Origin of the sequence: Rhizobium laguerreae, from assembly GCF_019778565.1 — a bacterium.
Lineage (GTDB): Bacteria > Pseudomonadota > Alphaproteobacteria > Rhizobiales > Rhizobiaceae > Rhizobium > Rhizobium laguerreae.
Genome location: NZ_JAAXQT010000003.1, coordinates 145922 through 168005, shown reverse-complemented (window position 1 = coordinate 168005; position 22084 = coordinate 145922). Strand labels below are relative to the sequence as shown.

The 22084-nt window shown below is 62.3% G+C and carries 24 protein-coding genes; 12 read left to right on the top strand and 12 right to left on the bottom strand.

The genetic code is table 11. The annotated features are described in order from the left end of the window. Nucleotides 1–244: 244 nt before the first annotated feature. Complete coding sequence (locus HFO71_RS11355; protein WP_131641514.1) at nt 245–1612, top strand: TIGR03808 family TAT-translocated repetitive protein; 1368 nt, start codon at nt 245–247, stop codon at nt 1610–1612. Nucleotides 1613–1647: 35 nt separating this feature from the next. On the opposite strand, the gene HFO71_RS11350 is transcribed toward HFO71_RS11355, so the two are convergent. Next, entirely contained in the window at nt 1648–2112 is a 465-nt protein-coding gene (locus tag HFO71_RS11350) for a YbhB/YbcL family Raf kinase inhibitor-like protein (protein WP_131641515.1), read from the bottom strand. A 17-nt stretch (nt 2113–2129) separates the two neighbouring features. After that, entirely contained in the window at nt 2130–2369 is a 240-nt protein-coding gene (locus HFO71_RS11345) for a hypothetical protein (protein WP_131641516.1), read from the bottom strand. 288 nt (nt 2370–2657) lie between these two features. Here HFO71_RS11345 and HFO71_RS11340 point away from each other — a divergent pair, with 288 nt between their 5' ends. Beyond that, complete coding sequence (locus HFO71_RS11340; RefSeq protein WP_065279280.1) at nt 2658–3323, top strand: glutathione S-transferase family protein; 666 nt, start codon at nt 2658–2660, stop codon at nt 3321–3323. Nucleotides 3324–3326: 3 nt separating this feature from the next. Here HFO71_RS11340 and HFO71_RS11335 read toward each other — a convergent pair whose 3' ends face one another. Continuing rightward, nucleotides 3327–4223, bottom strand: coding sequence for a LysR substrate-binding domain-containing protein (locus HFO71_RS11335; protein WP_131641517.1), 897 nt, complete (start codon nt 4221–4223; stop codon nt 3327–3329). A 161-nt stretch (nt 4224–4384) separates the two neighbouring features. Between HFO71_RS11335 and HFO71_RS11330 the strand changes: the two genes are divergently transcribed. From HFO71_RS11330 to HFO71_RS11320, 3 genes are all read left to right on the top strand, one after another. Next, nucleotides 4385–4585, top strand: a complete 201-nt coding sequence (locus HFO71_RS11330) for a hypothetical protein (protein ID WP_077976276.1) — start codon at nt 4385–4387, stop codon at nt 4583–4585. A gap of 149 nt (nt 4586–4734) precedes the next feature. Further along, on the top strand, nt 4735–4962 hold the full coding sequence (locus tag HFO71_RS11325; protein WP_231285188.1) for a hypothetical protein: 228 nt from the start codon (nt 4735–4737) through the stop codon (nt 4960–4962). 113 nt (nt 4963–5075) lie between these two features. Next, on the top strand, nt 5076–5441 hold the full coding sequence (locus tag HFO71_RS11320) for an MmcQ/YjbR family DNA-binding protein (protein ID WP_077975908.1): 366 nt from the start codon (nt 5076–5078) through the stop codon (nt 5439–5441). Here HFO71_RS11320 and HFO71_RS11315 read toward each other — a convergent pair. Both HFO71_RS11315 and HFO71_RS11310 read right to left on the bottom strand, forming a co-directional pair. Continuing rightward, entirely contained in the window at nt 5426–6046 is a 621-nt protein-coding gene (locus tag HFO71_RS11315; RefSeq protein ID WP_077975906.1) for a glutathione S-transferase family protein, read from the bottom strand. The genes HFO71_RS11320 and HFO71_RS11315 overlap by 16 nt on opposite strands. A 353-nt stretch (nt 6047–6399) precedes the next feature. Further along, complete coding sequence (locus tag HFO71_RS11310) at nt 6400–6756, bottom strand: hypothetical protein (RefSeq protein WP_003546432.1); 357 nt, start codon at nt 6754–6756, stop codon at nt 6400–6402. 144 nt (nt 6757–6900) lie between these two features. Here HFO71_RS11310 and HFO71_RS11305 point away from each other — a divergent pair, with 144 nt between their 5' ends. Continuing rightward, complete coding sequence (locus HFO71_RS11305) at nt 6901–7656, top strand: DeoR/GlpR family DNA-binding transcription regulator (protein WP_077975904.1); 756 nt, start codon at nt 6901–6903, stop codon at nt 7654–7656. Here the strand turns inward: HFO71_RS11305 and HFO71_RS11300 are convergent. Both HFO71_RS11300 and HFO71_RS11295 read right to left on the bottom strand, forming a co-directional pair. Further along, nucleotides 7631–8371 carry a hypothetical protein gene (locus HFO71_RS11300; RefSeq protein WP_168258147.1) on the bottom strand — a complete coding sequence of 247 codons (741 nt, stop codon included), beginning with the start codon at nt 8369–8371 and terminating at the stop codon, nt 7631–7633. The genes HFO71_RS11305 and HFO71_RS11300 overlap by 26 nt on opposite strands. Nucleotides 8372–8500: 129 nt before the next feature. Then, the gene (locus tag HFO71_RS11295) at nt 8501–9508 is read right to left on the bottom strand and encodes an asparaginase (RefSeq protein WP_077975900.1); all 1008 of its coding nucleotides are present in this window, start codon (nt 9506–9508) and stop codon (nt 8501–8503) included. 410 nt (nt 9509–9918) lie between these two features. Between HFO71_RS11295 and HFO71_RS11290 the strand changes: the two genes are divergently transcribed. Both HFO71_RS11290 and HFO71_RS11285 read left to right on the top strand, forming a co-directional pair. Continuing rightward, a complete protein-coding gene (locus HFO71_RS11290) occupies nt 9919–10140 on the top strand; it encodes a hypothetical protein (RefSeq protein ID WP_231285186.1) in 222 nt (73 codons plus the stop codon). A 144-nt stretch (nt 10141–10284) separates the two neighbouring features. Continuing rightward, complete coding sequence (locus HFO71_RS11285; RefSeq protein WP_221988100.1) at nt 10285–11496, top strand: MFS transporter; 1212 nt, start codon at nt 10285–10287, stop codon at nt 11494–11496. 20 nt (nt 11497–11516) lie between these two features. Here HFO71_RS11285 and HFO71_RS11280 read toward each other — a convergent pair whose 3' ends face one another. Then, entirely contained in the window at nt 11517–12140 is a 624-nt protein-coding gene (locus HFO71_RS11280; RefSeq protein ID WP_221988099.1) for a helix-turn-helix transcriptional regulator, read from the bottom strand. A gap of 103 nt (nt 12141–12243) precedes the next feature. On the opposite strand from HFO71_RS11280, the gene HFO71_RS11275 reads away from it, so the two are divergent. Continuing rightward, nucleotides 12244–13680: an MFS transporter gene (locus tag HFO71_RS11275; RefSeq protein ID WP_077975892.1), complete on the top strand. Its 1437-nt coding sequence runs from the start codon at nt 12244–12246 to the stop codon at nt 13678–13680. A 149-nt stretch (nt 13681–13829) separates the two neighbouring features. Here the strand turns inward: HFO71_RS11275 and HFO71_RS11270 are convergent, their stop codons facing one another. From HFO71_RS11270 to HFO71_RS11255, 4 genes are all read right to left on the bottom strand, one after another. Next, complete coding sequence (locus tag HFO71_RS11270; protein ID WP_168258143.1) at nt 13830–14828, bottom strand: NAD(P)H-quinone oxidoreductase; 999 nt, start codon at nt 14826–14828, stop codon at nt 13830–13832. Nucleotides 14829–14906: 78 nt separating this feature from the next. After that, the gene (locus HFO71_RS11265) at nt 14907–16712 is read right to left on the bottom strand and encodes a GGDEF domain-containing protein (RefSeq protein ID WP_131641520.1); all 1806 of its coding nucleotides are present in this window, start codon (nt 16710–16712) and stop codon (nt 14907–14909) included. Between the two features lie 154 nt (nt 16713–16866). Beyond that, nucleotides 16867–17106: a ribbon-helix-helix domain-containing protein gene (locus HFO71_RS11260; RefSeq protein ID WP_168255148.1), complete on the bottom strand. Its 240-nt coding sequence runs from the start codon at nt 17104–17106 to the stop codon at nt 16867–16869. Between the two features lie 192 nt (nt 17107–17298). Then, nucleotides 17299–17853: an HdeD family acid-resistance protein gene (locus tag HFO71_RS11255; protein ID WP_077975887.1), complete on the bottom strand. Its 555-nt coding sequence runs from the start codon at nt 17851–17853 to the stop codon at nt 17299–17301. Nucleotides 17854–17992: 139 nt separating this feature from the next. Between HFO71_RS11255 and betI the strand changes: the two genes are divergently transcribed. From betI to betA, 3 genes are all read left to right on the top strand, one after another. Further along, nucleotides 17993–18634 (top strand): transcriptional regulator BetI, encoded by a 642-nt coding sequence (betI, locus tag HFO71_RS11250; protein ID WP_376766860.1) that lies wholly within the window; start codon nt 17993–17995, stop codon nt 18632–18634. Continuing rightward, entirely contained in the window at nt 18631–20094 is a 1464-nt protein-coding gene (gene betB, locus HFO71_RS11245; protein WP_221988098.1) for a betaine-aldehyde dehydrogenase, read from the top strand. Before betI ends, betB begins: the two co-directional genes overlap by 4 nt. Nucleotides 20095–20296: 202 nt before the next feature. Further along, the gene (gene betA, locus HFO71_RS11240; RefSeq protein ID WP_168255150.1) at nt 20297–21946 is read left to right on the top strand and encodes a choline dehydrogenase; all 1650 of its coding nucleotides are present in this window, start codon (nt 20297–20299) and stop codon (nt 21944–21946) included. Nucleotides 21947–22084 lie beyond the last annotated feature (138 nt).

Genomic DNA, 22084 nt, shown 5'->3' with positions numbered 1-22084 from the left:
TCCCCGCCGGCCGAAGGCCGTATCCCGCACCCGTCATCATAGAAATTCCCTTAAAAGTAGTCCTCATTTCCTTCGGCTTGCTTAAATGAAAGGGTGAACAAGACGACAATATAAGCGGCGATATCCTGCCGTCGGCCTCGGCCATAACGGCGATTTCGCCCGCCGTTGCCAAGCTTGTGCCAAAAGAATACTGCGCGCTTGGCACGTTTCCTGCTACGGGCCCGTTATGACAAGTGATCCCCGGATGCCTTCACGCCGCGACATGCTTCTATTCCTCGCTGCCTCGGCCGTTGCGGGAGGGGCATCGCGCGCGCTTGCCTCGCCGCTGACGGCGGCCGCTCAGCCCGATCTGCGCGGGGCGATCGACGCGGTGGAATATCGCGCCATTCCCGAAAACGGCAACCGCAAGACCCGCAACCTGCAGCAGATGATCGAACAGGCGGCGCGTGAGAACGTGCCAGTCTTCCTGCCGCCCGGCACCTACCGGGTTTCCAATCTCGCTTTGCCGGACAATACGCGTATCACTGGCGTGCCCGGCGCCTCGCGGATCGTCTATACCGGCGAAGGCCATCTGTTTGCGGCCGAGAACGTGCGGCGGATCGAGCTTTCCAATCTCGTCATCGACGGCGGCAACCGCTGGCTCGGCGACTATGCCGGCGGGCTGTTGCAATTTACCGGCGTCGACGAGGTGCTGATCGACAATTGCGAGATCGGCGGCAGCCGCAAGCACGGCCTGCAACTGGAGCGCTGCGGCGGGCGGATCGAGCGCAGCCGCATCTCGGGAGCTGCCCAATCCGGGCTTTACGCGGTCGATTCCACCGCCCTCTCGGTCACCGGCAACACGGTCTCGGATTGCGGCAATGGCGGCATCCTGGTGCACCGCTGGAAGAAGGCGGAGGACGGCACTGTCGTCTCCGGCAACCGCATCTCCAACATCCGCGCCAATGACGGCGGCACCGGGCAAAACGGCAACGGCATCAACATCTTCCGCGCCGACGGCGTGATGGTGGTGAACAACCAGATCTCCGATTGCGCCTTTACAGCGATCCGAGCCAATTCTGCCTCGAACATCCAGATCAGCAGCAATCAGTGCCGGCGTTCCGGCGAGACGGCGATCTACGTCGAATTCGCATTCGAGGGCGCCGTCGTTTCCGCCAATATGATCGACGGGGCGGCAAACGGCATCTCGATCGCCAATTTCGACGAGGGCGGCCGGCTGGCGAGCGTCACGGGCAACGTCGTGCGCAACCTGACGCTAAAAGGCCCCTATCAACACGAGGTCGGTTTCGGCATCGGCATCGCGGCGGAGGCCGATACGCTGATTTCAGGCAATGTGATCGAGGACGCGCCGCGCTGGGGCCTGCAGATCGGCTGGGGTCCTTATCTGCGCAACGTCGTTGTGACAGGCAATGTGGTGCGCAAGGCGCCTGTGGGATGCGCCGTCTCGGTCGCCGATGGCGCAGGAACCGCCGTCATCACCGACAACATCTTCCAGGAGACCGCCGAAGGGGCGGTTTTAGGATTCCAATGGGAGAAGAAGGTCTCCGGCGAGATGGCGGGCGGCGGCGCGCCCTATGCGCAGCTCACCGTCGAGCGGAACCGCGTCTCCTGAGGAGCACGTCGTGATCCACGGTCAATTTCCATCGGTTATCGCGCCTGATAGGTGCCGGTGACGGTCGCTTCCTCCAATGTGTGTTTCTTTGCCTCTGCCCACATCACGCCTATGCCGGCGGCATCGGGAATCGAAAGTGTCGGCACGTCGAGAGCGGCGAGGCGGAAGATATAGCGATGCGGGGGATCGCCGGGCGGCGGTTGCGGGCCGTCATAACGGGCTTGGCCGAAATCATTCCGATAGAATCGCGGCGCGTGCTCCGGCGCCGTATCGGCACTTTCGCCAAGAGCAGTCCACTCAGCCGGGATGTTGGCGATCCCGCAATGGCGGAACGTGCCATGAGGGGCGTCCGGATCCTCGACCACCAGAGCGAAGCTCCTGGTTTTGTCAGGAGCTTCGCTCCAGGCCAGCGGCGGGAAGAGGTTCTCGCCCGTTCGCGCATATTTCGCAGGAATCGGCTGGTCTTCTGCGAAAGCTTTGCTGATCAATGTCAAAGCCATGACCTTCTCCTTCCCTCTCACGGGCGACCGCTTCCCTTTTTATGCCCGCTTTCCTGATTGCGGCCGCGCACAATGCTCCGATCCTGGTTTCCGGAATCGGTGCCGGTCTGCAGATCGCTTCCTTTTCGATAAGCTTCTTTCGCCTGTTCATTCCGGTGCAGATCCGCCGCCGCGTCGAAGGCCTCGTCGGCATTGGCGGTTTTCTCGCGTTTTTCGATGATGCGAAGCTGCTGTTCATGCGTCTTCTTCCCCGTCATGACATTCTCCTTTCGTTGCAGGTGTATGTTTTGGGGTGCGGTTGATCGCTGTGGACACCTTGGGGGTTCTAATCTCCGAGTCGAACCCGCTGGCGTTGCCATTGTTCCTTCGAAACGGCAGCAATTGTGCTTCGATCGTTGCGGGCGGGGAAGTGCATCCGAACTGAGCCCTAGTCGGTCCGAGCACTCGCATCAAAAGCTTTCATCATCCCATTAGCGGCAGGGACTTTTCGCAACCCGATCCGGCATTTACGCTCTCCTGGACAAATATCGAGGGGGATATCCATCATGCTGACAGTCTACGGGGTCTATCGCTCGCGCGCATCGCGTGTCTACTGGATGGCCGAGGAGCTTGGGCTCGAATTCCGGTCGGTGCCAGTGCTGCAGGCAAGGCGGCTCGCAGATCCGCTGGCGCCGGAGGCGGCGCTTAACACGCACTCGCCTGACTTCGCTGCCGTCAATCCGATGGCGCAGATTCCCAGCATCAGGGACGGCGAGTTCGTCATGCACGAGTCGCTCGCCATCAACCTCTACCTCGCGCGCAAATATGGCGGACCGCTTGGCGGGCAAACCGTCGAAGAAGACGGATTGCTGACGATGTGGACGGTCTGGGCGGCGTCGCAGGTCGAACCGCAGACGGTGAAGATCGTGCTCACTTATGATGACGGGCTTGAAAACAGCGAAGACGGCAAGCAGACGATCGCCGTCGCCTGTCGCCTGCTGCGCAGGCCGCTGGCGGCTCTCGAAAGCCACCTTCACGGCCGGCAATGGATCGTCGGCGACCGCTTCACCGTCGCCGATCTCAATATCGCCGAGGTGCTGCGCTACGCCCAGAGCGAAGAGGCCCTGTTCGACGCGCATCCGAATATCAAAGCCTGGATCGAGCGCTGCCAGTCCCGCCCGGCCTACAAGGCGATGCAGGCGACGCGTGCCAAGGAGCCGGTCGAGGTCTGAAAACTACGTGAAAAGCGCCAGCGTGCCGGCCATTTCCTCACGGATCCAGGCCTTGAAATCCTTGACCTTCTTCGGCTCGCGCGTGCCTTCGGCGGTGACGAAATAGTGACCGAAGCCGGTGCGGGCGCGAATGCCGAAGGGGGCGACGAGCCGGCCCTCGACGAGCGCGAAGCCGGCAAGGGTCTGCCAGGCCAGCATGACGCCCTGACCGGCGATCGCCGCATCGAGGCAGAGCGAGGCATCGTTGAAGACGTGGCGGGTCGAAAGGGTGGCGCCGGATAGTCCGGCCTCGCGCATCCAGACCTCCCAGGTAAACATGGCGCGGCCATCGATGATGGCAGGCAGTGCGAGGATATCGGCGGGTTCCTTCAAATTCGCCGCCATCTCGGGGGAGCAGACGGGAAAGACCTCCTGTGCCAATAACAGTTCGGCGTTCACGTCAGGCCACTTGCCGTTGCCGACGCGGATGCCGATATCGACGTCGCAAAGCGCCGGATTGACGAGATTGGTCGTCGCATCCAGCCGCAGCTTGATGTCGGGATGACGCTCGGCGAAGCGATCGAGCCGGCAGACGAGCCAGCGGGCGGCGAAAACCGGCGCCACCGAGATCGTCAGAATCGTATCGTCCTTGCGGCTGGCGATCGACACCGCCGCCGAAAGACGGGCAAAACCCTCGTCCAGCGCCAGAAGCACCGGCCGGCCGGCTTCGGTGGCGACCATGCCTCTGGCGGTGCGCTCGAAGATCACCTGACCGAGTTGGGCTTCGGCCTTGATCACCTGCTGGCTGACGGCGCCGACCGAGACGCCGAGTTCATCGGCAGCGGCCTGCAATGAGCCGAGACGGCCGACGGCTTCCAGCGCCCGCAGGCCGTTGAGATGGACCATGTTCAAGTTCTTCATATAGTTTTTCTATAGCGCCTCAGCGTTATTCTCAATTGAAAATCTGCCTGCTGAGGCCGACATTGCAAGCATAGGCAACCCATTCGAACGTAATTGCGTGGACGAGAGGCGAAAACCGCTGCGCGATCACATCCGCGCCACTGAAGAAAGCGAGGCATGCCATGTCGTTGCTGAAGTTTTTCTTGAGGCCCGCTCTTCCTGTGGGCAGCGCGGAAATTGCCGATGCTACCGCTTGGAAGGACGATCCGTTGCGGCATCCCGAGGTCGAGCGCATGTCGATGCGCGAAATCGCCGATCTGCCGCTCGGGATGCCGGCCGGCTTTCAGGCGGAGGACAAGTCGCCGTTGGCGAAATGCGCGTGAAAACACTAAGTCAAAGAAAGAGAGCATCATGTCGTCCGAAACCGATCACCCTCTTCGGCATTGGGCTCTATCGGCTTGAGGGTCATCCAACTTTGACCCGACCCTTAAGCTGTCCTTTGTCCTCAGTCCCAGGACAAAGGACAGTTAGGATGAAAAGCCAAGACATCGTGATTTTACTGAAGCTCGTCAGCCTTCAAGAACAGGAAGAACATCGGGAAGACGAGTGGCTTCAGCTGGAATCGCAAGGCGGCGATCCCTACTCTGTGCGCAATCTGGAGGCATCGCTGGGGATAAGCAAGACGGAAATCAGCCAGGCGATAAAGAGGAGTATCTCCTCTGGAATTGCATCAAAGGATGGTGACCTCAATGCGCATTGAGGCACGATGGTTTGCCAAATTATTACCCACACCCGCGCGGATAGGCCCGTGCCTTTCGCCCGCACTTTTCGGCATCATGCTCTAAGCTTTCGCCCTGGCAGAAAGGGCGGAACATGGCCGGCGATGTCGATGCGATCTTCGAACGCCTGAAGCGGCTGGCGGCAGAAGCCGGGCTGCCTGATGTCGAGGAGAGCACCTCCTACGGCAATCCGGCGCTGAAGGTCGGCGGCAGGAGCTTCGTGGCGGTGAAGAATGCGGAGACGATCGTGATCTCGATTTCGCTCGACGACAAGGATCACCTGCTGGAGATGGTGCCCGACGTCTATTTTCAAACCGATCATTATGTCGGCTGGCCGCATCTGCCGGTGCGCGCCGCCGTGATCGGCGACGAGGAATTGCGGCTGCGGCTGATCGGCGCCTGGCTGTTCCGGGCGCCGAAGAAGCTTGCCGCCGGATTTAAGGATCAGGCCCGATCGTAGGCCAGCGCTCGCTGGACGGCGGGACGCTGCAGCATGCGGGCGTGATGGTCGCTCGCCTTTTCGAAGCGGGCGGGATCGACGCCGTCGGACGGCAGCCAGTCGGTCATGACGAAGAGGTAGGGATCGGCGAGCGAATAGGCTTCGCCCATCACCCATGGGCCTTCGAACATCGTCTGCTCGATCAGCGTGAAACAATCGGCCATATTCTCAGGCACCTTGGCCTTCATCGCCTCGATTGCCGCCGGCTCGTCGGCCCAGCGCGAGCCGCGCGGGCGGTGGGCATGGTTCACATGCACGGTCGAGCAGATATAGCTGTTGAAGGATTGGAGCCTGGCAAATTCGAAGGCATCGTCAAGCGGCGCCAGCTTGGCGGCCGGCGCGCTCTGGGCGATATAGGCCAGGATCGCCGGCGTTTCCGTCAGCACGCCATAATCGGTGACCAGAGCCGGCACACGGCCCTTCGGGTTGATCTTCAAATAGTCCGGCGAGCGCTGCTCGCCATCGCGCAGGCTGATCTTCTTGACTTCGAAGGCCAAGCCGGATTCTTCCAGGGCAATAAGGCTTGCGAGCGCGCAGGTTCCGGGCGCGTAGTACAATGTCAGCATGGTTCTCGACTCCCTTTCGGCAAGGGTTATAGCGTAGCGGTGCGCGGGTCGGAACTGGTTGGATTGGGTTTTGCTTCTCCCAGGACAAGTGAGGTGCGTTGAGCACGAGCGAAGGGCAATGTATGGTGTGCCGTGTGGCCCCCTCATCCGCCTGCCGGCACCTTCTCCCCGCTGGGGAGAAGAGATTTGTGGCAGCGCCTCACTTCTCAAAGCGTCTGTTGTGGAACCGAAGCCAACCCGCTTGCTCCCTCTTCTCCCCAGCGGGGTGGCCCGAAGGGTCGGTTGAGGGGGTGAGCGGCAAAGCCGCGAATGTGCTGAGCGTAAGCGAAGAGCAAGAGCTTCGCCGATACCTCTCAGCCGCAGCCCGGCACATCCTCCAGCCTGTGCCAGACCGGAATGCCGCGTTCCCGGGCGATGCGGACGTCGTTGTCCGCGCCCTTGGAATCGCCCGGCAGGCGCAGCACGCCCTCGCAGAGCTGCAGCAGCCGGCCGGCGACGGGGTGGAAGATCTCTTCGTAGAGCGCGTCGCCGACCGACCGGCCGCCGGCGGCGTGCCAGATCGGCAGCGCCACCCATTCGCCGATCATCGGCACGTGGCCGGCTTCAAACAGCGCGTGCGAAGGCGCTTCCAGCCGCTTCAGGTTGGCGGCCATCTTTTCCGGGTCGTCGCCGGTTCCGGACCGATAAGGCCCGGCAATCAAAATCAACATGATCCACTCCTTCGCTCCGCTTTATGCGTGAGCACTCTCCCCGGCCTCATGCACGGGATTTCGTGAAAATGCACGATATTTCTTGAATGTCGAGTCATTTCGTGCAACATCGGGCTGTTATGTTAATTTTCGTGCAGAGAACCGATGCTGACAACCCAACGCAAATCCCTCATTCTCGACATCCTGCGCCGTGACGGCCAGGTGGTCGCCAAGCGCGTCGCCGAGGATTTCGCCCTTTCGGAAGACACGATCCGGCGGGACTTAAGGGAAATGGCGGCGGAGGGGCTGCTGAAACGGGTGCATGGCGGGGCGATGCCGCTAGCGCCTGATCTGCCCGATTTCACCGCCCGGCGCGGCGTCTCGTCGCAAATCAAGGCACGACTCGGCGCGGCGGCGGCGGCGATGGTGAAGCCTGGACAGATGATCTTCCTCGACGGCGGCACGACGACGGCGGAGATCGCCAGGCACTTGCCGCGCGACATGCCGCTGACGGTTGCGACCCACAGCCCGACGATCGCCGCCGAACTCGAACACCATCCGACGGCCGAGGTGATCCTCACCGGCGGGCGGCTTTACAAACATTCGATGGTGGCAACGGGCGCGGCGGCCATGGCGGCGATCGCGCAGCTGCGCCCCGATCTCTTCTTCCTCGGCGTCACCGCAGCGCATCCGGTGCACGGGCTTTCCACCGGCGATTTCGAGGAAGCGGCGATCAAGCGGCATATCGCCCGCTGCTCGGCTGAAACGCATGTGCTGCTGACCGAGGAGAAGTTCGACCTCGTCTCGCCCTGCCCGGTGCTTGGCATTTCCGAGGTGGCGGGGCTGATCGTGCCCATGGAGATGACAGCGGAAAAGCTGAAACCCTATCGCGATCTCAACGGCGCAATCGCCGCAGCATGATAGTGCTGCGGGAGGGCTGTGGTGCTGCAGCATGTGGCAGGAGACTTGCGGCAAGGGCCGCGATGAAGGCCGCCAGCACGGCATAGGCCGGCGCCACGCTGCCGGTTCCAAGGGTGAGCACCGTCTGCAGATAGGGTTGCGCCAGCGCGATGACGACGGAAAGTGCCGGCATGTCGAGCAGGGTCCCGGCGATCGGCGACAGTTCCGGCATGAAGGCTGCACCGGCAAGCGCGCCGTAGACCGCCGTCAGGCGGAGTGTGAAGCGCAACGGCACGGAGGCTGCAAGCGGCAGCCTGTCGCCATCCTCGACGGCAATCACGAGATAGGCGACGAGGGCCGCCAGAAACAGGAAGGCGACGGGCAGCGCCGCCAAGGTGGCGGGCAGCGTCAGAGCCGCCGCATCCGCTGCCAGGAAGAGGAGCATCGGCGTGGAGGCGACGAACCAGATGGCGGCGACCGGTCCCCAGAACCAGATGAGCGAGAGAGTGTGAAGACGGAGCAGCGTCGCCACGAAAAGCACGCCGATCGCAGCCCAGATGCAGGCGGGTTTCAACATGCCCGATATCAGCCGGAGAACCGGCTCGCAGGCGCCGGACATATCGCCGCAGCCGGACAGCTGGATCGTGAGCCAGGTGATATAATCGAGGCTCAGCGCGGCGAACATGAAGATGCCGATCCCCATCAGCATCCACCAGAGATAGCGGCCTGCAAACATGCCCCGCCCTCACGGCTTCCAGGACTGTGCTCACGTCGCCGCGAAAGGGTGCATCCGCGATCGCAGGACGTACCCTTTTATATTAGTCAATTCTTATTTTTCTAATAACTTATGTATGCAAACTCGCATTCATCCGGCCAAGGCGGAGGTGACCCTGACATCGCCGACATGGATGCCGTTCCAATTGCGCATCGGCGTTGCGGCATAGGCCATCAGCGCCGCATGCACCTCATCTTCCGTCTCGAAGAACCGGGCGAGTGTCGCCGCCACCATGGCTTCGGCGGCGCGGGTCATGCCATCCTCGCATTTGAGTGCGATGGCGATGCCCTTTTCCGGGATCGCGGCGCAGAAGACGCCCTCGGCGCCTGTCTTGACGAAGATGCGGCCTGGGGCGATCTGCATCAGCTTGGTGCAGGCGCGGCCGGAACCGGCGACATAGAAAGGCTCGGCCATGCAAGCCTCGATCAGCCGGCGGGATGCCTTGGCGCGCAGGGGTTCGAGGCCGGTACCGGTCGCCATCTTGGCGAAACCGTGGGCAAGGCTCCTGAGCGGCACGGCATAGGTCGGAATGGAGCAGCCATCGGTGCCGCAGCTATCGGCGCCAATCACGGCTCCCGTGAGGCTTTCCATCGCCGCACGGATCTCGATCTGCAGCGGGTGATGGGTGCCGACATAGCCCGTCGGATCGACGTCCTGATGGCAGCAGGCGCAGATGAAGCCGGCATGTTTTCCCGAGCAATTGTTGTGCAGCGCGGTCGGCGCTTCGAGCGTGCGGGCCTGCTGGATCAGAATCTTCTGGCTCATCGACCAGTGGGCGCCGCATTCCAGCGCTTGCGCATCGCGACCGGCGCGCGACAACATGGAAGCGGCAAGCGCCACATGCTCCTCCTCGCCATTATGCGAAGCGCAGGCAAGCGCCAATTCCTTGTCGCCGAAGCCATAGGCATCTGCAGCACCACTCTCGACCAGCGGCAGAGCCTGCATCGCCTTGCAGGACGAGCGCGGGAAGACCGCGGCCTCGATGTCGCCCAGCGAGAAGACAAGCTTGCCGTCGCCATCGACCACAGCCACCGCGCCGCGATGGCGACTTTCGACGAGCAGGCCGCGGGTGACTTCGACGGTGACGGGATTGGTCATGAGCTTTTATCCGGATGCTGGCGGGATAGCGCAGTCCATAACGCGTCACGCGGGGAAAGCCAACGGGGTTGACGTTTTGCCAGGGTTTAGGCGGCTGCGCGGGTGCCTGCTGCTAGTGCACCGGCTCTATCTGTGGCTGGACGTCACCGCATATTCCGTCCTCCTCTGCCTTGAGCCGAGGATCCATACCCGCTGCCGGTGGAGGCCGGCGTAGATCCTCGGGTCAAGCCCGAGGAAGACGGAGGGCGGGGTGAGCCTCTGGAGCAAGTACAGCGAAGTCACCGGAATTGCGCCTCCTGCGGGTCGCGCCGCAACCTCCGCCATCCTAGGCCTTGAGTTTCGACGCATCGGGACGCTATCGTGCAGCCGGGTTCACATCCCAAGGGATTGTTTTGCAAGTAGGCCTGTCTATGACCGAGTCCATATTGTTGGCATTTTTGACGATTGTTTCTTTGGCTCTGGCGTCTTGGCTGGCACGCCGGCCGGCAAAGGCGAGCGTTGGAATAATACTCGGAACACTTCTGGGGCTAGCGCTGATCGTCAGCACGTCAGCTCTGGTCGGATTTTTGGGAAAGGTGCTTCCCTTCGGGCAAATCGACTTCTGGCTCTCAGGTTTGGTCGCGAAATTCTGAGTTCGGCGCTCGGCCGCGCTGTGGGGTCGGACCGCGATCACATCGTCCAAACATTCATCACATAAATTGACCGAGGCGATCGAAAACTATCGTTTCTCTGATAGGTCCGATGCAGCTAAGAGTGGTGCATCAGGAACCGCCCCCATGCCATCCACCTTTTCCTTGATCCTTCGCGACAACAGGATCCGAATTCCGACCGTGACCCTCGTCGCGCTCGCCTTCACCTATGCGTCGACCGCGCCCTACCAGTCGATCATCGGGATCAACGAACTTGGCTTGAGCAACGGCGGCTATTCGGCACTGGTGTTCTTCTCTTCGATCGTCAACGTCACGACGAGCCTGACGCTCGGCATCTGGTCGGACAGGCTGAAGGAGCGCCGGCCGCTGGTGCTGGGGCTTTCCGTTGCCGGCATGCTCGGCTTCGGGTCGATCGCGCTCGTCCATAGCCCCGCGGTCTTCATCTTCTCCACGCTGTTGCTGGTGCCGATGAGCAATTCCACTTATTCGCTGCTGTTCGCCAGCCTGCGCGCCAGGACCAACCAGATGGACCGCGGCCAGGGGGCGGCGATCACCGCAATGGTGCGGGCGCTCTTTTCCGGCTCATGGGCGCTGGCGCCGGGGTTGATCGGCCTCTATCTCGTCAGTTCGCCGTCGATGACGCCGGCCTATGGGATCGCGGCATTGGCAAGCTGCACCTGCTTCTGCCTGTATTTCTTCTTCGCACCCGGAAATGGCGCCGGCGGCCCTGCCCCCGATCCAGTCGGCTTCATTGCTTCGCTGAAACGGATTTTCGTGCCGCATGTGCTGTCGCGCGTCATCGTCATGGCGATGCTGTTCGGGCTGCAGCGGCTGAATGCCATGCTCCTGCCGCTGATCATCACCCATGCGGCCGGCGGCACCGTGGTCGATGTCGGCTTCATGGCAGGTTTGACCGCCTTGCTCGAGATGCCGTTCATGATGATGTGGGGATTTGTGCAGCGCCGCTTCCGGACCGTGCATGTGCTCGCCTTCGGCGCGCTGATCTATTGCGTTTATCTGCTGCTGCTCGGCTTTGCTTCCGCGCCCTGGCACGTCTACGCACTCCTCCTCTTCAATGCCTGCGGGGCGGCAGCGATCCTCAGCGTGCCGATCACCTATCTGCAGGACCTGATTGCGGACCGGCCGGGGCTCGGAACCTCGCTGATCTCGCTGAACACGTTCATTGGGGTTGGCGTGAGCGCCGGCCTCTTTGCCTTCGGCACCGCGATCACCGATTATTCCGGCACCGCCTTCGTCGGCGCGGCCGCGGGTCTCGCATCGATCGGAGTGCTGCTCTATCTCGAAAGCAGCAGGCGCCAGGCGCGGCAGCCCGCGTGAAGTGCGACGATCGACAGACGTCAACCGGGCGTGATGCGATAGGCGCAGCGGCGGGCGCCGGCGAGGATGTGTTCGCTGCGTTCGACCTTAGCACTGAGGACCGTGCGGAATGTTTCGAGTTCGGAGCGGCAGAAGCCGGCACAGGCAGTGGCGGCCGCACAGATGGGGCAGTGGTTTTCGACCAGCATGAAGGATCCGTCCTCTTGCCTCCAACAATCGGCCATATAACCCTCGCGGGTGCGGATGCCGGCAAGGGCCTCGACGCGCGAGGCTAGGTCACCGACCTTACTGAGCTCCTGCCTATAGCGCTGCAGCGTCTCGGCCTCGCGGGCGGAGATGACGGTATCGAGCGCTGCGGGGCCGAGCTGTTCGACGAGCGTGCCGAGGAGATTTGCCGTCAGCTCGGCATGGCCGTCAGGGAACTGGCGGTTGCCGCTCGTTGTGAGGTGCCAGAGCTGGCGCGGCCGGCCACGGCCCGCGCTGGCAAGGGTGACCGGTTCCACCAGCCCCTCCTCCGCCATCTTCGACAGTTGCTGGCGGGCGGCCTCGCCCGATATGCCGAGCGCATCGCCGATCGCGGCGGCGAGCTGCGGGCCGTCGGTCTTTATCAGGATCAGAATCCGGTTGGCTGGGGACTGGCGCATATTTTCCAAGTCAAGTCTTGTTTAATTCGAGACGGCATGCAATTTTTCCAATTTATAACTTGGAAAATAATCCTTCGCCAGCAAAAATCTCGGGGGCCCTCCCATGTCGAATATCGACCAGACAGCAGCCATCCCCCCCAGCTCCCTCTTCCGCCTCTTCCTGCCCGAGCACCTGCCGGCAACATTGATGCTGGCCGGCGGCGTGACGCTTTATGCGGTGGAGAGTTACATCATGGCGACGATCGCGCCTTCGATCGTGCGCGATATCGGCGGGCTCGCGCTGTTTTCCTGGGTCACCAGCCTGTTCGTCGCCGCCGCCGTGCTCGGCTCGATCTTCGTCGCCATGCGGCCGCGCGGCATCGGGCTTCGGTCCGTCTACGTGATCGCAGCACTGGTCTTCGGCGTCGGCAGCCTGATTGCCGCAGCCGCACCGTCGATGCCGGTGGTGCTGATCGGACGCGCGGTGCAGGGTCTCGGAACCGGCGCACTTGCCGCCCTCGGCTATGCCTTCATCCGCTTCGTCTATCCCGAGCCGCTATGGCCGAAGGCCTCGACGCTCTACGCGGCAATCTGGGGGGTCTCGACCGTCATCGGGCCGACGCTCGGCGGCTTCTTTTCTACGGGCCACGCCTGGCGCTATGCTTTCATCGTGCTCGTGCCACTCGGCCTGCTGATGGCGGTCTTGGCGCCGCGGCTATTGCCTGACGTCGAGGACGACCGCGAGCAGGCAAAGACGCCGGTTGCGCAGATCGGGCTGCTGCTTGCCGCCGTCCTGATGGTGAGTGCGGCCGGCGCGGTCGAGGCGACAGCCACGAAGGTCGCGCTGATCGCGGCTTCGGTCGTCGCGGTCGCCGGCATGATCGTCACCGAGGGCCGAAGCCCGAACCACCTGCTGCCCTCCGGCGCCATCAACCTTTCGCAGCCGATTTCACGGGTCTACCTGGCGATGCTCGCCATGACTGTCGTTCTCGTCAGCGATGTCTTCATTCCCTATTTCCTGCAAACCTTGCATGGGGTGCCAGCGATCGTCTCGGGCTATCTCGTGGCGCTCGTCGCCCTCGGCTGGACCTTCGCGGCCTTCCTCAGCGGCTGGTGGGCCGGCGGCCGAGCCTATTGGGCAATCGTCATTGGCGCCCTCATCGAGGCGGCGGCGACCGCCTGCCTCGCCGTCTTCCTCGCCAAGGAGAATCCCGAGGGGCATATGCTCCTCATCGTGCCGGCGGCGATTGGCATGTTCATGATGGGCTTCGGCATCGGTCTCGGCTGGGCGCATCTGGTCGCCATGGTTTTGAGGCTCGTCGCCGACAACGAGAAGGACAAGGCTTCTGCCGCGATCCCGACAATGAGTTCGCTTGGTGGGGCGTTCGGGGCCGCCTTTGCCGGCCTGATCGCCAACGGCGCCGGCCTCGTTCATCCCGGCGGCATATCAGGCGCGTTGTCGGCAGCGCACTGGCTCTATCTGCTGATGGCGCTGCCCGGTGTTCTCGCGGTTGGCGTGTCGCTGACATTACCGCGCCGCGCGTCCGATAGGACGCAGTAAGAGCGCCCTATCTCCTTGTTTTGAGGCAATTCCCGGCAAAAGCGCTTCGCGCTTTGCCTGGCAAGACCGCTGCACACTTTTGCTGGAATTGCTCCTTGTTTCTTCGCAATCCGGACGCAAAACCGCTGCGCACTTTTGCTGGAATTGCTCTAGCCGACGCGCAGCATGACCTTGCCGACATGGCTGCCCTCTTCCAGCAGCCGGTGGGCTTCGACGACCTCTTCGAAGGCAAAGACCTTGTGGATGACGGGGGCGACAGTGCCGGCTTCCAGCAGCGGCCAGACTTCGGAGAGCAGGTCGTCGCGGATAGCGCGTTTTTCCTCCGCCGTGCGCGGCCGCATGGTGGAGCCGGTGACCGTCAGCCGTTTGACCATGATCGGCGAGAGATTGACCTTTTCGGCGAGCGCACCGCCGAGGAAGGCGATGATCGAAAGGCAGCCGTCCCTCGCCAGCGAGGCGATGTTGCGCTCGAAATAGGCGGCGCCGATCATGTCGAGGATAATATCGACGCCGTCGCCGGTCTCGGCCTTGATCACCTCGGCGAAGTCCTCGCTCCTGTAGTTGATCGCCCGCCTGGCGCCGAGCTTCTCGCAGGCTTCGCATTTCTCCTTTGAGCCCGCCGTCGCGTAGACCTCGGCGCCGAAGGCGCGGGCGAGCTGGATCGCCGTCGTGCCGATGCCGCTGGAACCGCCATGGATCAGCACCGTCTCGCCTTCCGTCAACCCGGCCATTTGGAAGAGATTTGCCCAGACGGTGAAGAAGGTCTCAGGCAAAGCTGCCGCCTTCACCGCGTCATAGCCCTTGGGAAAGGGCAGGATCTGGCCTGTCGGCAGCAGGCAATATTCGGCATAGGCACCACCATTGGCGAGGCCGCAGACCTTATCGCCGACGCCATAGCCGCTGACGCCCGGGCCGACGGCAACGATTTCGCCGGACAATTCCAGGCCGAGGATCGGGCTCGCACCCTTCGGCGGGGGATAGCTGCCCTGGCGCTGGGCAATATCGGGGCGGTTGACGCCGATCGCCTCGGCGCGCACCAGGACCTCTCCGTCGGCGGGCACAGGAAGCGGACTCCAGCCGATCGTCATCACCTCCGGGCCACCGGAGGACGGCAGATCGACGAAACGCATATCCTGAGGCAAAGGCATGACCGGCTCCTCCCTAATCGGAAGCAACCGGAATAAATCAGCCCCGCAGGCTTGGGAAGGCACGATGTGGCAAAGGCGTCAATTCGCCTCGCCTAGCAAATGGAAGACGAGACCTTCCTCGCTGTCCTTGGCGGCCGACTTGATGATGGCGATTTCGGCGCTGACGCGGTTGATATCGTCGACAACGAGGCCTTCCGGCAGTTCGATGACGCCGATCGAGCAGCGCATCAGCGGGAACAAAGCTTCGGCGCCGGTGCGGTCGTGACCGAGGATACGGCCGGCGGCACGGTCCTCATCGGAATAGAAATCCCGCACATCGTCATGAAAATCGCTGATCAGCCGGTCGAGGATCTCCGTCAGCTCTTCCTTGCTCCAGCCGACGACGCCGATGAAGAAATCGTCGCCGCCGACATGGCCGAGGAAATGGCGCTCGGCGAAGAAATAGCGGCGCATCAGCGCGGCAAACAGCGAGATCGCGTGGTCGCCGAGATGGAAGCCGTAGGCATCGTTGAACGGCTTGAAATTGTCGAAGTCGCAATAGCAGAAGTGGCGGAGCTCATCGCCGTCGCGGCCGGACTGACGCATGAAATCGCGGATGGCGCGATTGCCCGGCAAACCGGTCAGCGGGTTCTGGTCCTGCGCGGTCTTCAGCTGTTTCTCGTTGATCACCTTGATCAGCGAGGCAGCTGAGACGACGCCGGCATAACGCATATTGTCGGTCAGGATCAGGCAGTTGCTGCCTTCCATATTGGCGAAGATCGCCATCAGCTGCTCGGCGTCGCTGTCGAGGCCGACGATCGGCGCCATCTCGACGAAATGCGAGATAGAGCGCTCATACATCTTGTTCTTCAAGAGATCGCGGCCGAAGGGCTGGTAGATATATTCCTTGAGGTGATGCTCGTGAATGATGCCGCGCGGCTCGTCATTGGCGTTGAGGACGGGAAAGAAGGCCTGGCGCGGATTGCGGCGAAAGAGTTCGAAGACGCTGTCGATGCTGTCATTCTCATAGACCGTCGGCAGCAGTTCGATCTGCTTGCGGATGAGGATTTCGTCGAGCGACTGGCTGCCCCGCTTGCTCTTGCCGAGCTCCTGCAGATGCGGGAAGGATGGCGCCAGCTCCGATATATGCGTCGTCGGGCGGGAGATGAACCAGCCCTGGACGAGGTCGACGCCATATTCGCGGCAGGCGATGAATTCGGCCTCGGTCTCGATGCCCTCGGCGATGACGCGCGTGCCGAGCACGTGGGCGATGTTGACGATGCTCTTCAACAGATGGCGCTTGCGCGGGCTGCGGTCGATCTCGGCGACGAAATGGCGGTCGATTTTGAGGTAATCAACGGCATAGTCGCAGAGCAGCTTCATCTCGCCGTGACCGACGCCGAAATCGTCGATCGCCAGCTTGAAACCGGCCTTGCGCAGCCTGGAAACCAGGCTGGAAAATTCCGGCACGCTGGTATTGTCGAAACGCTCGGAGAATTCGAAGCAGACGGAGGATGGCGGAATATTCGCCTTCCGCAGATGCTGCAGCAGGCTCTCGACCAGGTGTTCGCCATGCGGGATCAGCCGGACATCGAGATTGAGGAAGAGCGTCGAGGTGGAGAAATTCGACAGTGTGGCGAATTTGGCGAGCGCGCGGCTGGCGACCATCTGCTCAAGTTGCAGCAGCTGGCCGGCCTGGTGAGCCTCGTCGAGGATGTCGACCGGCGTCTCGTAGCCGATGCGCTCCTGGCCGCGCATCAGAGATTCGTAGCCGAAAACCGTGCCGGTGCCGGCCTCGACGATCGGCTGGAAGGCATTCTCGACCACGAGCTTGGCAAGGGTTACGATCTGATCGCTGGCGTAGCGGCGCAGGACATCCGGCGCGACGGTGGCAGCCAAGGACATGCTGATCTCCACTGTGACTTGTTCTTTTTCGCAGGCAACATGCCGCAGAAGGATCAATGAACTCTTTCGCCAATGTGAAAGTTTTATGAAACGCGCAAGGGTCTTGCACGCGTTCCGCGTCTATTCAATTTTTCCAATGCAATCAGACGCTTGTTCAGGCGGAGCGACGGCGCTCCGCCTCGTGATCAGCGAACATGTCGGCGACGCATCTGCCGCCGGATGGGGCGCTGTCGTCAAGAATATCGTCCCGGAACTCATTGAGCTTGCGGGCGGTATCCCAGAGGCGCAGCGCCTCGCGGACAACCTCACTGCTCGAGGCATAACCGCCATTATCGACGGCGGCGCGGATTCCCGCTGCCTGTTGCGGGGAGATGGAAACGGTGACCATCGGCATGAACTTCCTCCCTTTTCTGATCAGGCAGAACCCTGCCTCTGGGGGACGCATGACCATTTTTAGCATTCTCGGCGATCTCGCCGGTGCCTTGGTGCATTCGCACATCGGACCATCCGTGTGCTGGGATTGGCCCGTAACCCCTTAAGTCTAATCCCCTGTCCCAGTCTTGTCAAAAAAGCACGGTCAGCGGCATCAGTTTGAACTGCGGATGCCGATCCCGAAAGCGATCAAGGTTGAGCCCTGGACGATGAGATCAGCGGCCAGGAACAGGCCGAGAATCCACAGGCTGTTCACCGGCCAGCCGAGCGCGATGACGAAACCCGCAAGAGCGGTGATGACGCCGCTTGCGACGATCCAGCGCCAGCCCTTGACCGGCTTCATGCGCATGCCGACCCAGGTGCGGAAGACGCCGGCGACGACGAGCGCCAGCGACAGGAACAACGTCAGCGCCGCCGAGGTCAGGATTGGATTGATGAAGGCGCAGATGCCGGCAAGCACATAGAGCAGGCCGCTCAGTATCCAGAAAAGCACGTGATCCCAGCCGCGCACTTGGAAGGCATGGACGAGATAGATCACGCCGCCGAACAGCATTAGCATGCCGACATAATAGACCGAGACGACGGTGGCGAGCATCAGATTGCCGAGCGCGATCAGACCGCAGACGAGCAGCAGCACGCCGAGGCCGGCAAACCAGATCCATTTCGATTGCAGCGAAGATGTCGGCGTTCCCTCAAAGACATCGGCCATGACGCACCTCCTGACAGGTTCGAATATGCTGCAGCAATTCGGGAGGGAAAGATCTGCGTTCGAGCAAATCGGCAAAGATTTTTATTGATTGATCAGTCAATCAAAAATAACCTGTCGCTGATTTCAAAGGAGTGGTCTGTTGCCGAAGGTCGGAATGGAGCCGGTGCGCCGCAAGGCGCTTGTCGATGCGGCGCTGCGGGTGATCGGCGATCACGGCTCGCTTGCTGTCACCATGTCCGACATCGCCCGGCAAGCCGGCGTGTCGCCAGCCTTGGCGCATCATTATTTCGGCAGCAAGGAGCAATTGCTGATCGAGACGATCCGCTCGCTTCTGAGACAGTTGCGCAGCGATACGGTGGCGGCGCTCAAGGCCGCCAGGACGCCGCGCGCCCGGCTTTCGGCCATCATCCGCGTCAGCTTCCACGCCGACCAGTTCGCGCCGGGCACGATTGCCGCCTGGCTTGCCTTTTATGCCGAAGCGCAGCGCTCGGAGGAGACCCGGCGCTTCCTGGTGATCTATGCGCGACGGCTGCGCTCCAATCTGCTGGCCGACCTCAAGGCGCTGCTGCCCACTGACGCCGCAGAACGCATCGCCGAAGGCGCTGCGGCGATGATCGACGGGCTCTATATCAGGCAAAGTCTGAAATCCGCGCCGATCGGCATTGAAGCCTCGATCGCGCTGACGGAAGATTATCTGAATGCGCTTTTGGCCACCGCCTCCCCTTCTCCCCGAAGGGAGAAGGGACGACCACATCGAACGACCAAAGGACAAATGACATGAAAGCCCAGCCGAAAGCCTCGCACTTCATCGATGGCGAATATGTCGAGGACACCGACGGCACCGTCATCGAGAGCCTCTATCCGGCGACCGGCGAGGTGAACGCCCGGCTGCATGCGGCAACGCCCGCGATCGTCGAGAAAGCGATTGCGGCGGCCAAACGCGCCCAGCCGGAATGGGCGGGGATGAGCCCGATGGCGCGTGGGCGCATCCTGAAACGGGCGGCCGACATCATGCGCGAGAGAAACCGGGCGCTCTCCGAACTGGAAACGCTCGATACCGGCAAGCCGATCCAGGAGACTGTTGTCGCCGACCCGACCTCGGGTGCCGATGCCTTCGAATTCTTCGGCGGCATTGCGCCGGCCGGTCTCAACGGTTCGCAGATCCCGCTCGGCCAGGATTTTGCCTATACCAAGCGGGTGCCGCTCGGCGTCTGCGTCGGCATCGGTGCCTGGAACTATCCGCAGCAGATCGCCTGCTGGAAAGCTGCGCCGGCGCTTGTCTGCGGCAATGCCATGGTGTTCAAACCGTCGGAGAACACGCCGCTCGGGGCGCTGAAGATTGCCGAGATCCTGCTTGAGGCCGGACTGCCGAAAGGACTCTTCAATGTGATCCAGGGCGACCGCGACACCGGGCCGCTGCTCGTCAACCATGCCGATGTCGCCAAGGTGTCGCTGACCGGCTCGGTGCCGACGGGGCGCAGGGTCGCGGCGGCGGCGGCCGGCAACCTCAAGCACGTGACGATGGAACTCGGCGGCAAGTCGCCGCTGATCGTTTTCGACGATGCCGATCTCGATTCGGCAGTCGGCGGCGCCATGCTCGGCAATTTCTATTCGACCGGCCAGGTCTGCTCGAACGGCACACGCGTCTTCGTGCAGAAGGCTATCAAGGACGAATTCCTGAAGCGGCTGAAGGTCCGCACCGAGGCGATGCTGATCGGCGATCCGATGGATGAGGCGACGCAGGTCGGGCCGATGGTCTCCTGGGCGCAGCGCGAGAAGGTGATCTCCTACATCGAGAAGGGCAAGACCGAGGGCGCGACGTTGATTGCCGGCGGCGGCATTCCGAACAATGTCTCCGGCGAAGGCTATTACGTGCAGCCGACGGTGTTTGCCGATGTCACCGACGACATGACCATCGCCCGTGAAGAGATCTTCGGGCCTGTCATGTGCGTGCTCGATTTCGACGCCGAGGACGAGGTGATTGCGCGCGCCAATGCCAGCGAATTCGGCCTTTCCGGCGGTGTCTTCACCGCCGACCTCACCCGCGCTCACCGCGTCGTCGACCGGCTGGAAGCGGGCACGCTGTGGATCAACACCTATAATCTCTGCCCGGTGGAAATCCCCTTCGGCGGCTCGAAACAATCCGGCTTCGGCCGCGAGAATTCGCTGGCCGCGCTGGAGCATTATTCCGAACTGAAGACGGTCTATGTGGGCATGGGGCCGGTGGTGGCGCCTTATTGAAGAACATCTTGGCCCCTCACCCTAACCCTCTCCCCGCTCGCGGGGATAGGGGACGTGGCATACGCAGCGTCGAGGTTGGGGGAAGCGGTGCGGCATGTCCCTTCGCCCCGTTTACGGGGAGAAGGTGCCGGCAGGCGGATGAGGGGCAGGTTCTGGGAAAACAAGAAGTAGCCGGATGATGGCAGCTCGAGGGAACAAGACTATGCAAGCAGATTTCGTCATCATCGGCTCGGGCTCCGCCGGCTCCGCTCTCGCCTACCGTCTGTCGGAAGACGGCAAGAACAGCGTCATCGTCATCGAGGCGGGCGGCAGCGATTTTGGGCCGTTCATCCAGATGCCGGCGGCACTCGCCTGGCCGATGAGCATGAAGCGATATAACTGGGGTTATCTGTCCGAGCCGGAGGCGAACCTCAACAACCGGCGTATCACCGCGCCGCGTGGCAAGGTGATCGGCGGCTCCTCCTCGATCAACGGCATGGTCTATGTGCGCGGCCATGCCGAGGACTTCAACCGCTGGGAAGAGCTCGGCGCCAGCGGCTGGGCCTATGCCGACGTGCTTCCCTATTACAAGCGGATGGAACATTCGCATGGCGGCGAAGAAGGTTGGCGCGGCACCGACGGGCCGCTCCATGTCCAGCGCGGTGGCTTCACCAATCCGCTCTTCAAAGCCTTCGTCGAGGCCGGAAAACAGGCGGGCTTCGAGACGACGGAGGATTATAACGGCAGCAAGCAGGAAGGCTTCGGGCTGATGGAGCAGACGATCTTCGGCGGCCGCCGCTGGTCTGCCGCCAACGCCTATCTGAGACCGGCGCTGAAGCGGCAGAATGTCGGGATCATCTATGGCTTCGCCCGCAAGATCGTGATCGAGGACGGGCGGGCGACCGGCGTCGAGATCGAGCGCAACGGCAGAATAGAGGTGGTGAAGGCGAACCGCGAGGTGATCGTCTCGGCCTCCTCCTTCAACTCGCCGAAGCTGTTGATGCTGTCGGGCATCGGTCCAGGTCAACATTTGCAGGACATGGGCATTGCGGTCAAGGCAGACCGGCCGGGTGTCGGCGCCAACCTGCAGGACCATATGGAATTCTACTTCCAGCAGGTCAGCACCAAGCCGGTGTCGCTCTATTCCTGGCTGCCGTGGTTCTGGCAGGGGGTGGCGGGCGCGCGATGGCTGCTCTCGCGCGGCGGGCTCGGCGCCTCCAACCAGTTCGAAGCCTGCGCCTTCCTGCGCTCGGCGCCGGGGCTGAAGCAGCCTGACATCCAGTATCATTTCCTGCCCGTGGCGATCAGCTATGACGGCAAGGCGGCGGCGAAAAGCCACGGCTTCCAGGTTCATGTCGGTTATAACCTGTCGAAATCGCGCGGCAGCGTGAGCTTGCGCTCGGCCGACCCCAAGGCCGATCCGGTGCTGCGCTTCAACTATATGAGCCATCCGGAGGATTGGGAGAAATTCCGCCACTGCGTGCGCCTCACCCGCGAAATCTTCGGTCAGAGCGCCTTCAACGACTATCGCGGGCCGGAGATCCAGCCGGGTGAAGGCGTGCAAAGCGACGATGAGATCGACGCCTTCCTGCGCGAACATCTGGAAAGCGCCTATCACCCTTGCGGCACCTGCCGGATGGGCGCCAAGGACGATCCGATGGCGGTGGTCGATCCGCAAACGCGGGTGATCGGCATCGATGGCCTGCGCGTCGCCGACAGCTCGATCTTCCCGCACGTCACCTATGGCAACCTCAACGGACCCTCGATCATGACCGGCGAGAAGGCGGCCGACCATATTCTCGGCAAACAGCCGCTGGCACGCTCGAACCAGGAGCCATGGGTCAACCCACGCGCGGCCGTCAGCGATCGATAAGAAGCGAGGCGTCACGGCCCAACCAGTCTGATGTAAGGCGCGATGTCTGCGATATCGCAACCATGAATCAGCGGGCCGGGTTCGTTTTTTAATGCCAGGAGACAGGGCCCCTCAACGCTGTTCGAGAGCCCCGATCAA

Excerpts from the sequence above, each read along its gene's own strand:
- HFO71_RS11355 (WP_131641514.1), top strand. The coding sequence starts at position 245 with ATGCCTTCACGCCGCGACATGCTTCTATTCCTCGCTGCCTCGGCCGTT.
- HFO71_RS11350 (WP_131641515.1), bottom strand. The coding sequence starts at position 2,112 with ATGGCTTTGACATTGATCAGCAAAGCTTTCGCAGAAGACCAGCCGATT.
- HFO71_RS11345 (WP_131641516.1), bottom strand. The coding sequence starts at position 2,369 with ATGACGGGGAAGAAGACGCATGAACAGCAGCTTCGCATCATCGAAAAA.
- HFO71_RS11340 (WP_065279280.1), top strand. The coding sequence starts at position 2,658 with ATGCTGACAGTCTACGGGGTCTATCGCTCGCGCGCATCGCGTGTCTAC.
- HFO71_RS11335 (WP_131641517.1), bottom strand. The coding sequence starts at position 4,223 with ATGAAGAACTTGAACATGGTCCATCTCAACGGCCTGCGGGCGCTGGAA.
- HFO71_RS11330 (WP_077976276.1), top strand. The coding sequence starts at position 4,385 with ATGTCGTTGCTGAAGTTTTTCTTGAGGCCCGCTCTTCCTGTGGGCAGC.
- HFO71_RS11325 (WP_231285188.1), top strand. The coding sequence starts at position 4,735 with ATGAAAAGCCAAGACATCGTGATTTTACTGAAGCTCGTCAGCCTTCAA.
- HFO71_RS11320 (WP_077975908.1), top strand. The coding sequence starts at position 5,076 with ATGGCCGGCGATGTCGATGCGATCTTCGAACGCCTGAAGCGGCTGGCG.
- HFO71_RS11315 (WP_077975906.1), bottom strand. The coding sequence starts at position 6,046 with ATGCTGACATTGTACTACGCGCCCGGAACCTGCGCGCTCGCAAGCCTT.
- HFO71_RS11310 (WP_003546432.1), bottom strand. The coding sequence starts at position 6,756 with ATGTTGATTTTGATTGCCGGGCCTTATCGGTCCGGAACCGGCGACGAC.
- HFO71_RS11305 (WP_077975904.1), top strand. The coding sequence starts at position 6,901 with ATGCTGACAACCCAACGCAAATCCCTCATTCTCGACATCCTGCGCCGT.
- HFO71_RS11300 (WP_168258147.1), bottom strand. The coding sequence starts at position 8,371 with ATGTTTGCAGGCCGCTATCTCTGGTGGATGCTGATGGGGATCGGCATC.
- HFO71_RS11295 (WP_077975900.1), bottom strand. The coding sequence starts at position 9,508 with ATGACCAATCCCGTCACCGTCGAAGTCACCCGCGGCCTGCTCGTCGAA.
- HFO71_RS11290 (WP_231285186.1), top strand. The coding sequence starts at position 9,919 with ATGACCGAGTCCATATTGTTGGCATTTTTGACGATTGTTTCTTTGGCT.
- HFO71_RS11285 (WP_221988100.1), top strand. The coding sequence starts at position 10,285 with ATGCCATCCACCTTTTCCTTGATCCTTCGCGACAACAGGATCCGAATT.
- HFO71_RS11280 (WP_221988099.1), bottom strand. The coding sequence starts at position 12,140 with ATGCGCCAGTCCCCAGCCAACCGGATTCTGATCCTGATAAAGACCGAC.
- HFO71_RS11275 (WP_077975892.1), top strand. The coding sequence starts at position 12,244 with ATGTCGAATATCGACCAGACAGCAGCCATCCCCCCCAGCTCCCTCTTC.
- HFO71_RS11270 (WP_168258143.1), bottom strand. The coding sequence starts at position 14,828 with ATGCCTTTGCCTCAGGATATGCGTTTCGTCGATCTGCCGTCCTCCGGT.
- HFO71_RS11265 (WP_131641520.1), bottom strand. The coding sequence starts at position 16,712 with ATGTCCTTGGCTGCCACCGTCGCGCCGGATGTCCTGCGCCGCTACGCC.
- HFO71_RS11260 (WP_168255148.1), bottom strand. The coding sequence starts at position 17,106 with ATGCCGATGGTCACCGTTTCCATCTCCCCGCAACAGGCAGCGGGAATC.
- HFO71_RS11255 (WP_077975887.1), bottom strand. The coding sequence starts at position 17,853 with ATGGCCGATGTCTTTGAGGGAACGCCGACATCTTCGCTGCAATCGAAA.
- betB (WP_221988098.1), top strand. The coding sequence starts at position 18,631 with ATGAAAGCCCAGCCGAAAGCCTCGCACTTCATCGATGGCGAATATGTC.
- betA (WP_168255150.1), top strand. The coding sequence starts at position 20,297 with ATGCAAGCAGATTTCGTCATCATCGGCTCGGGCTCCGCCGGCTCCGCT.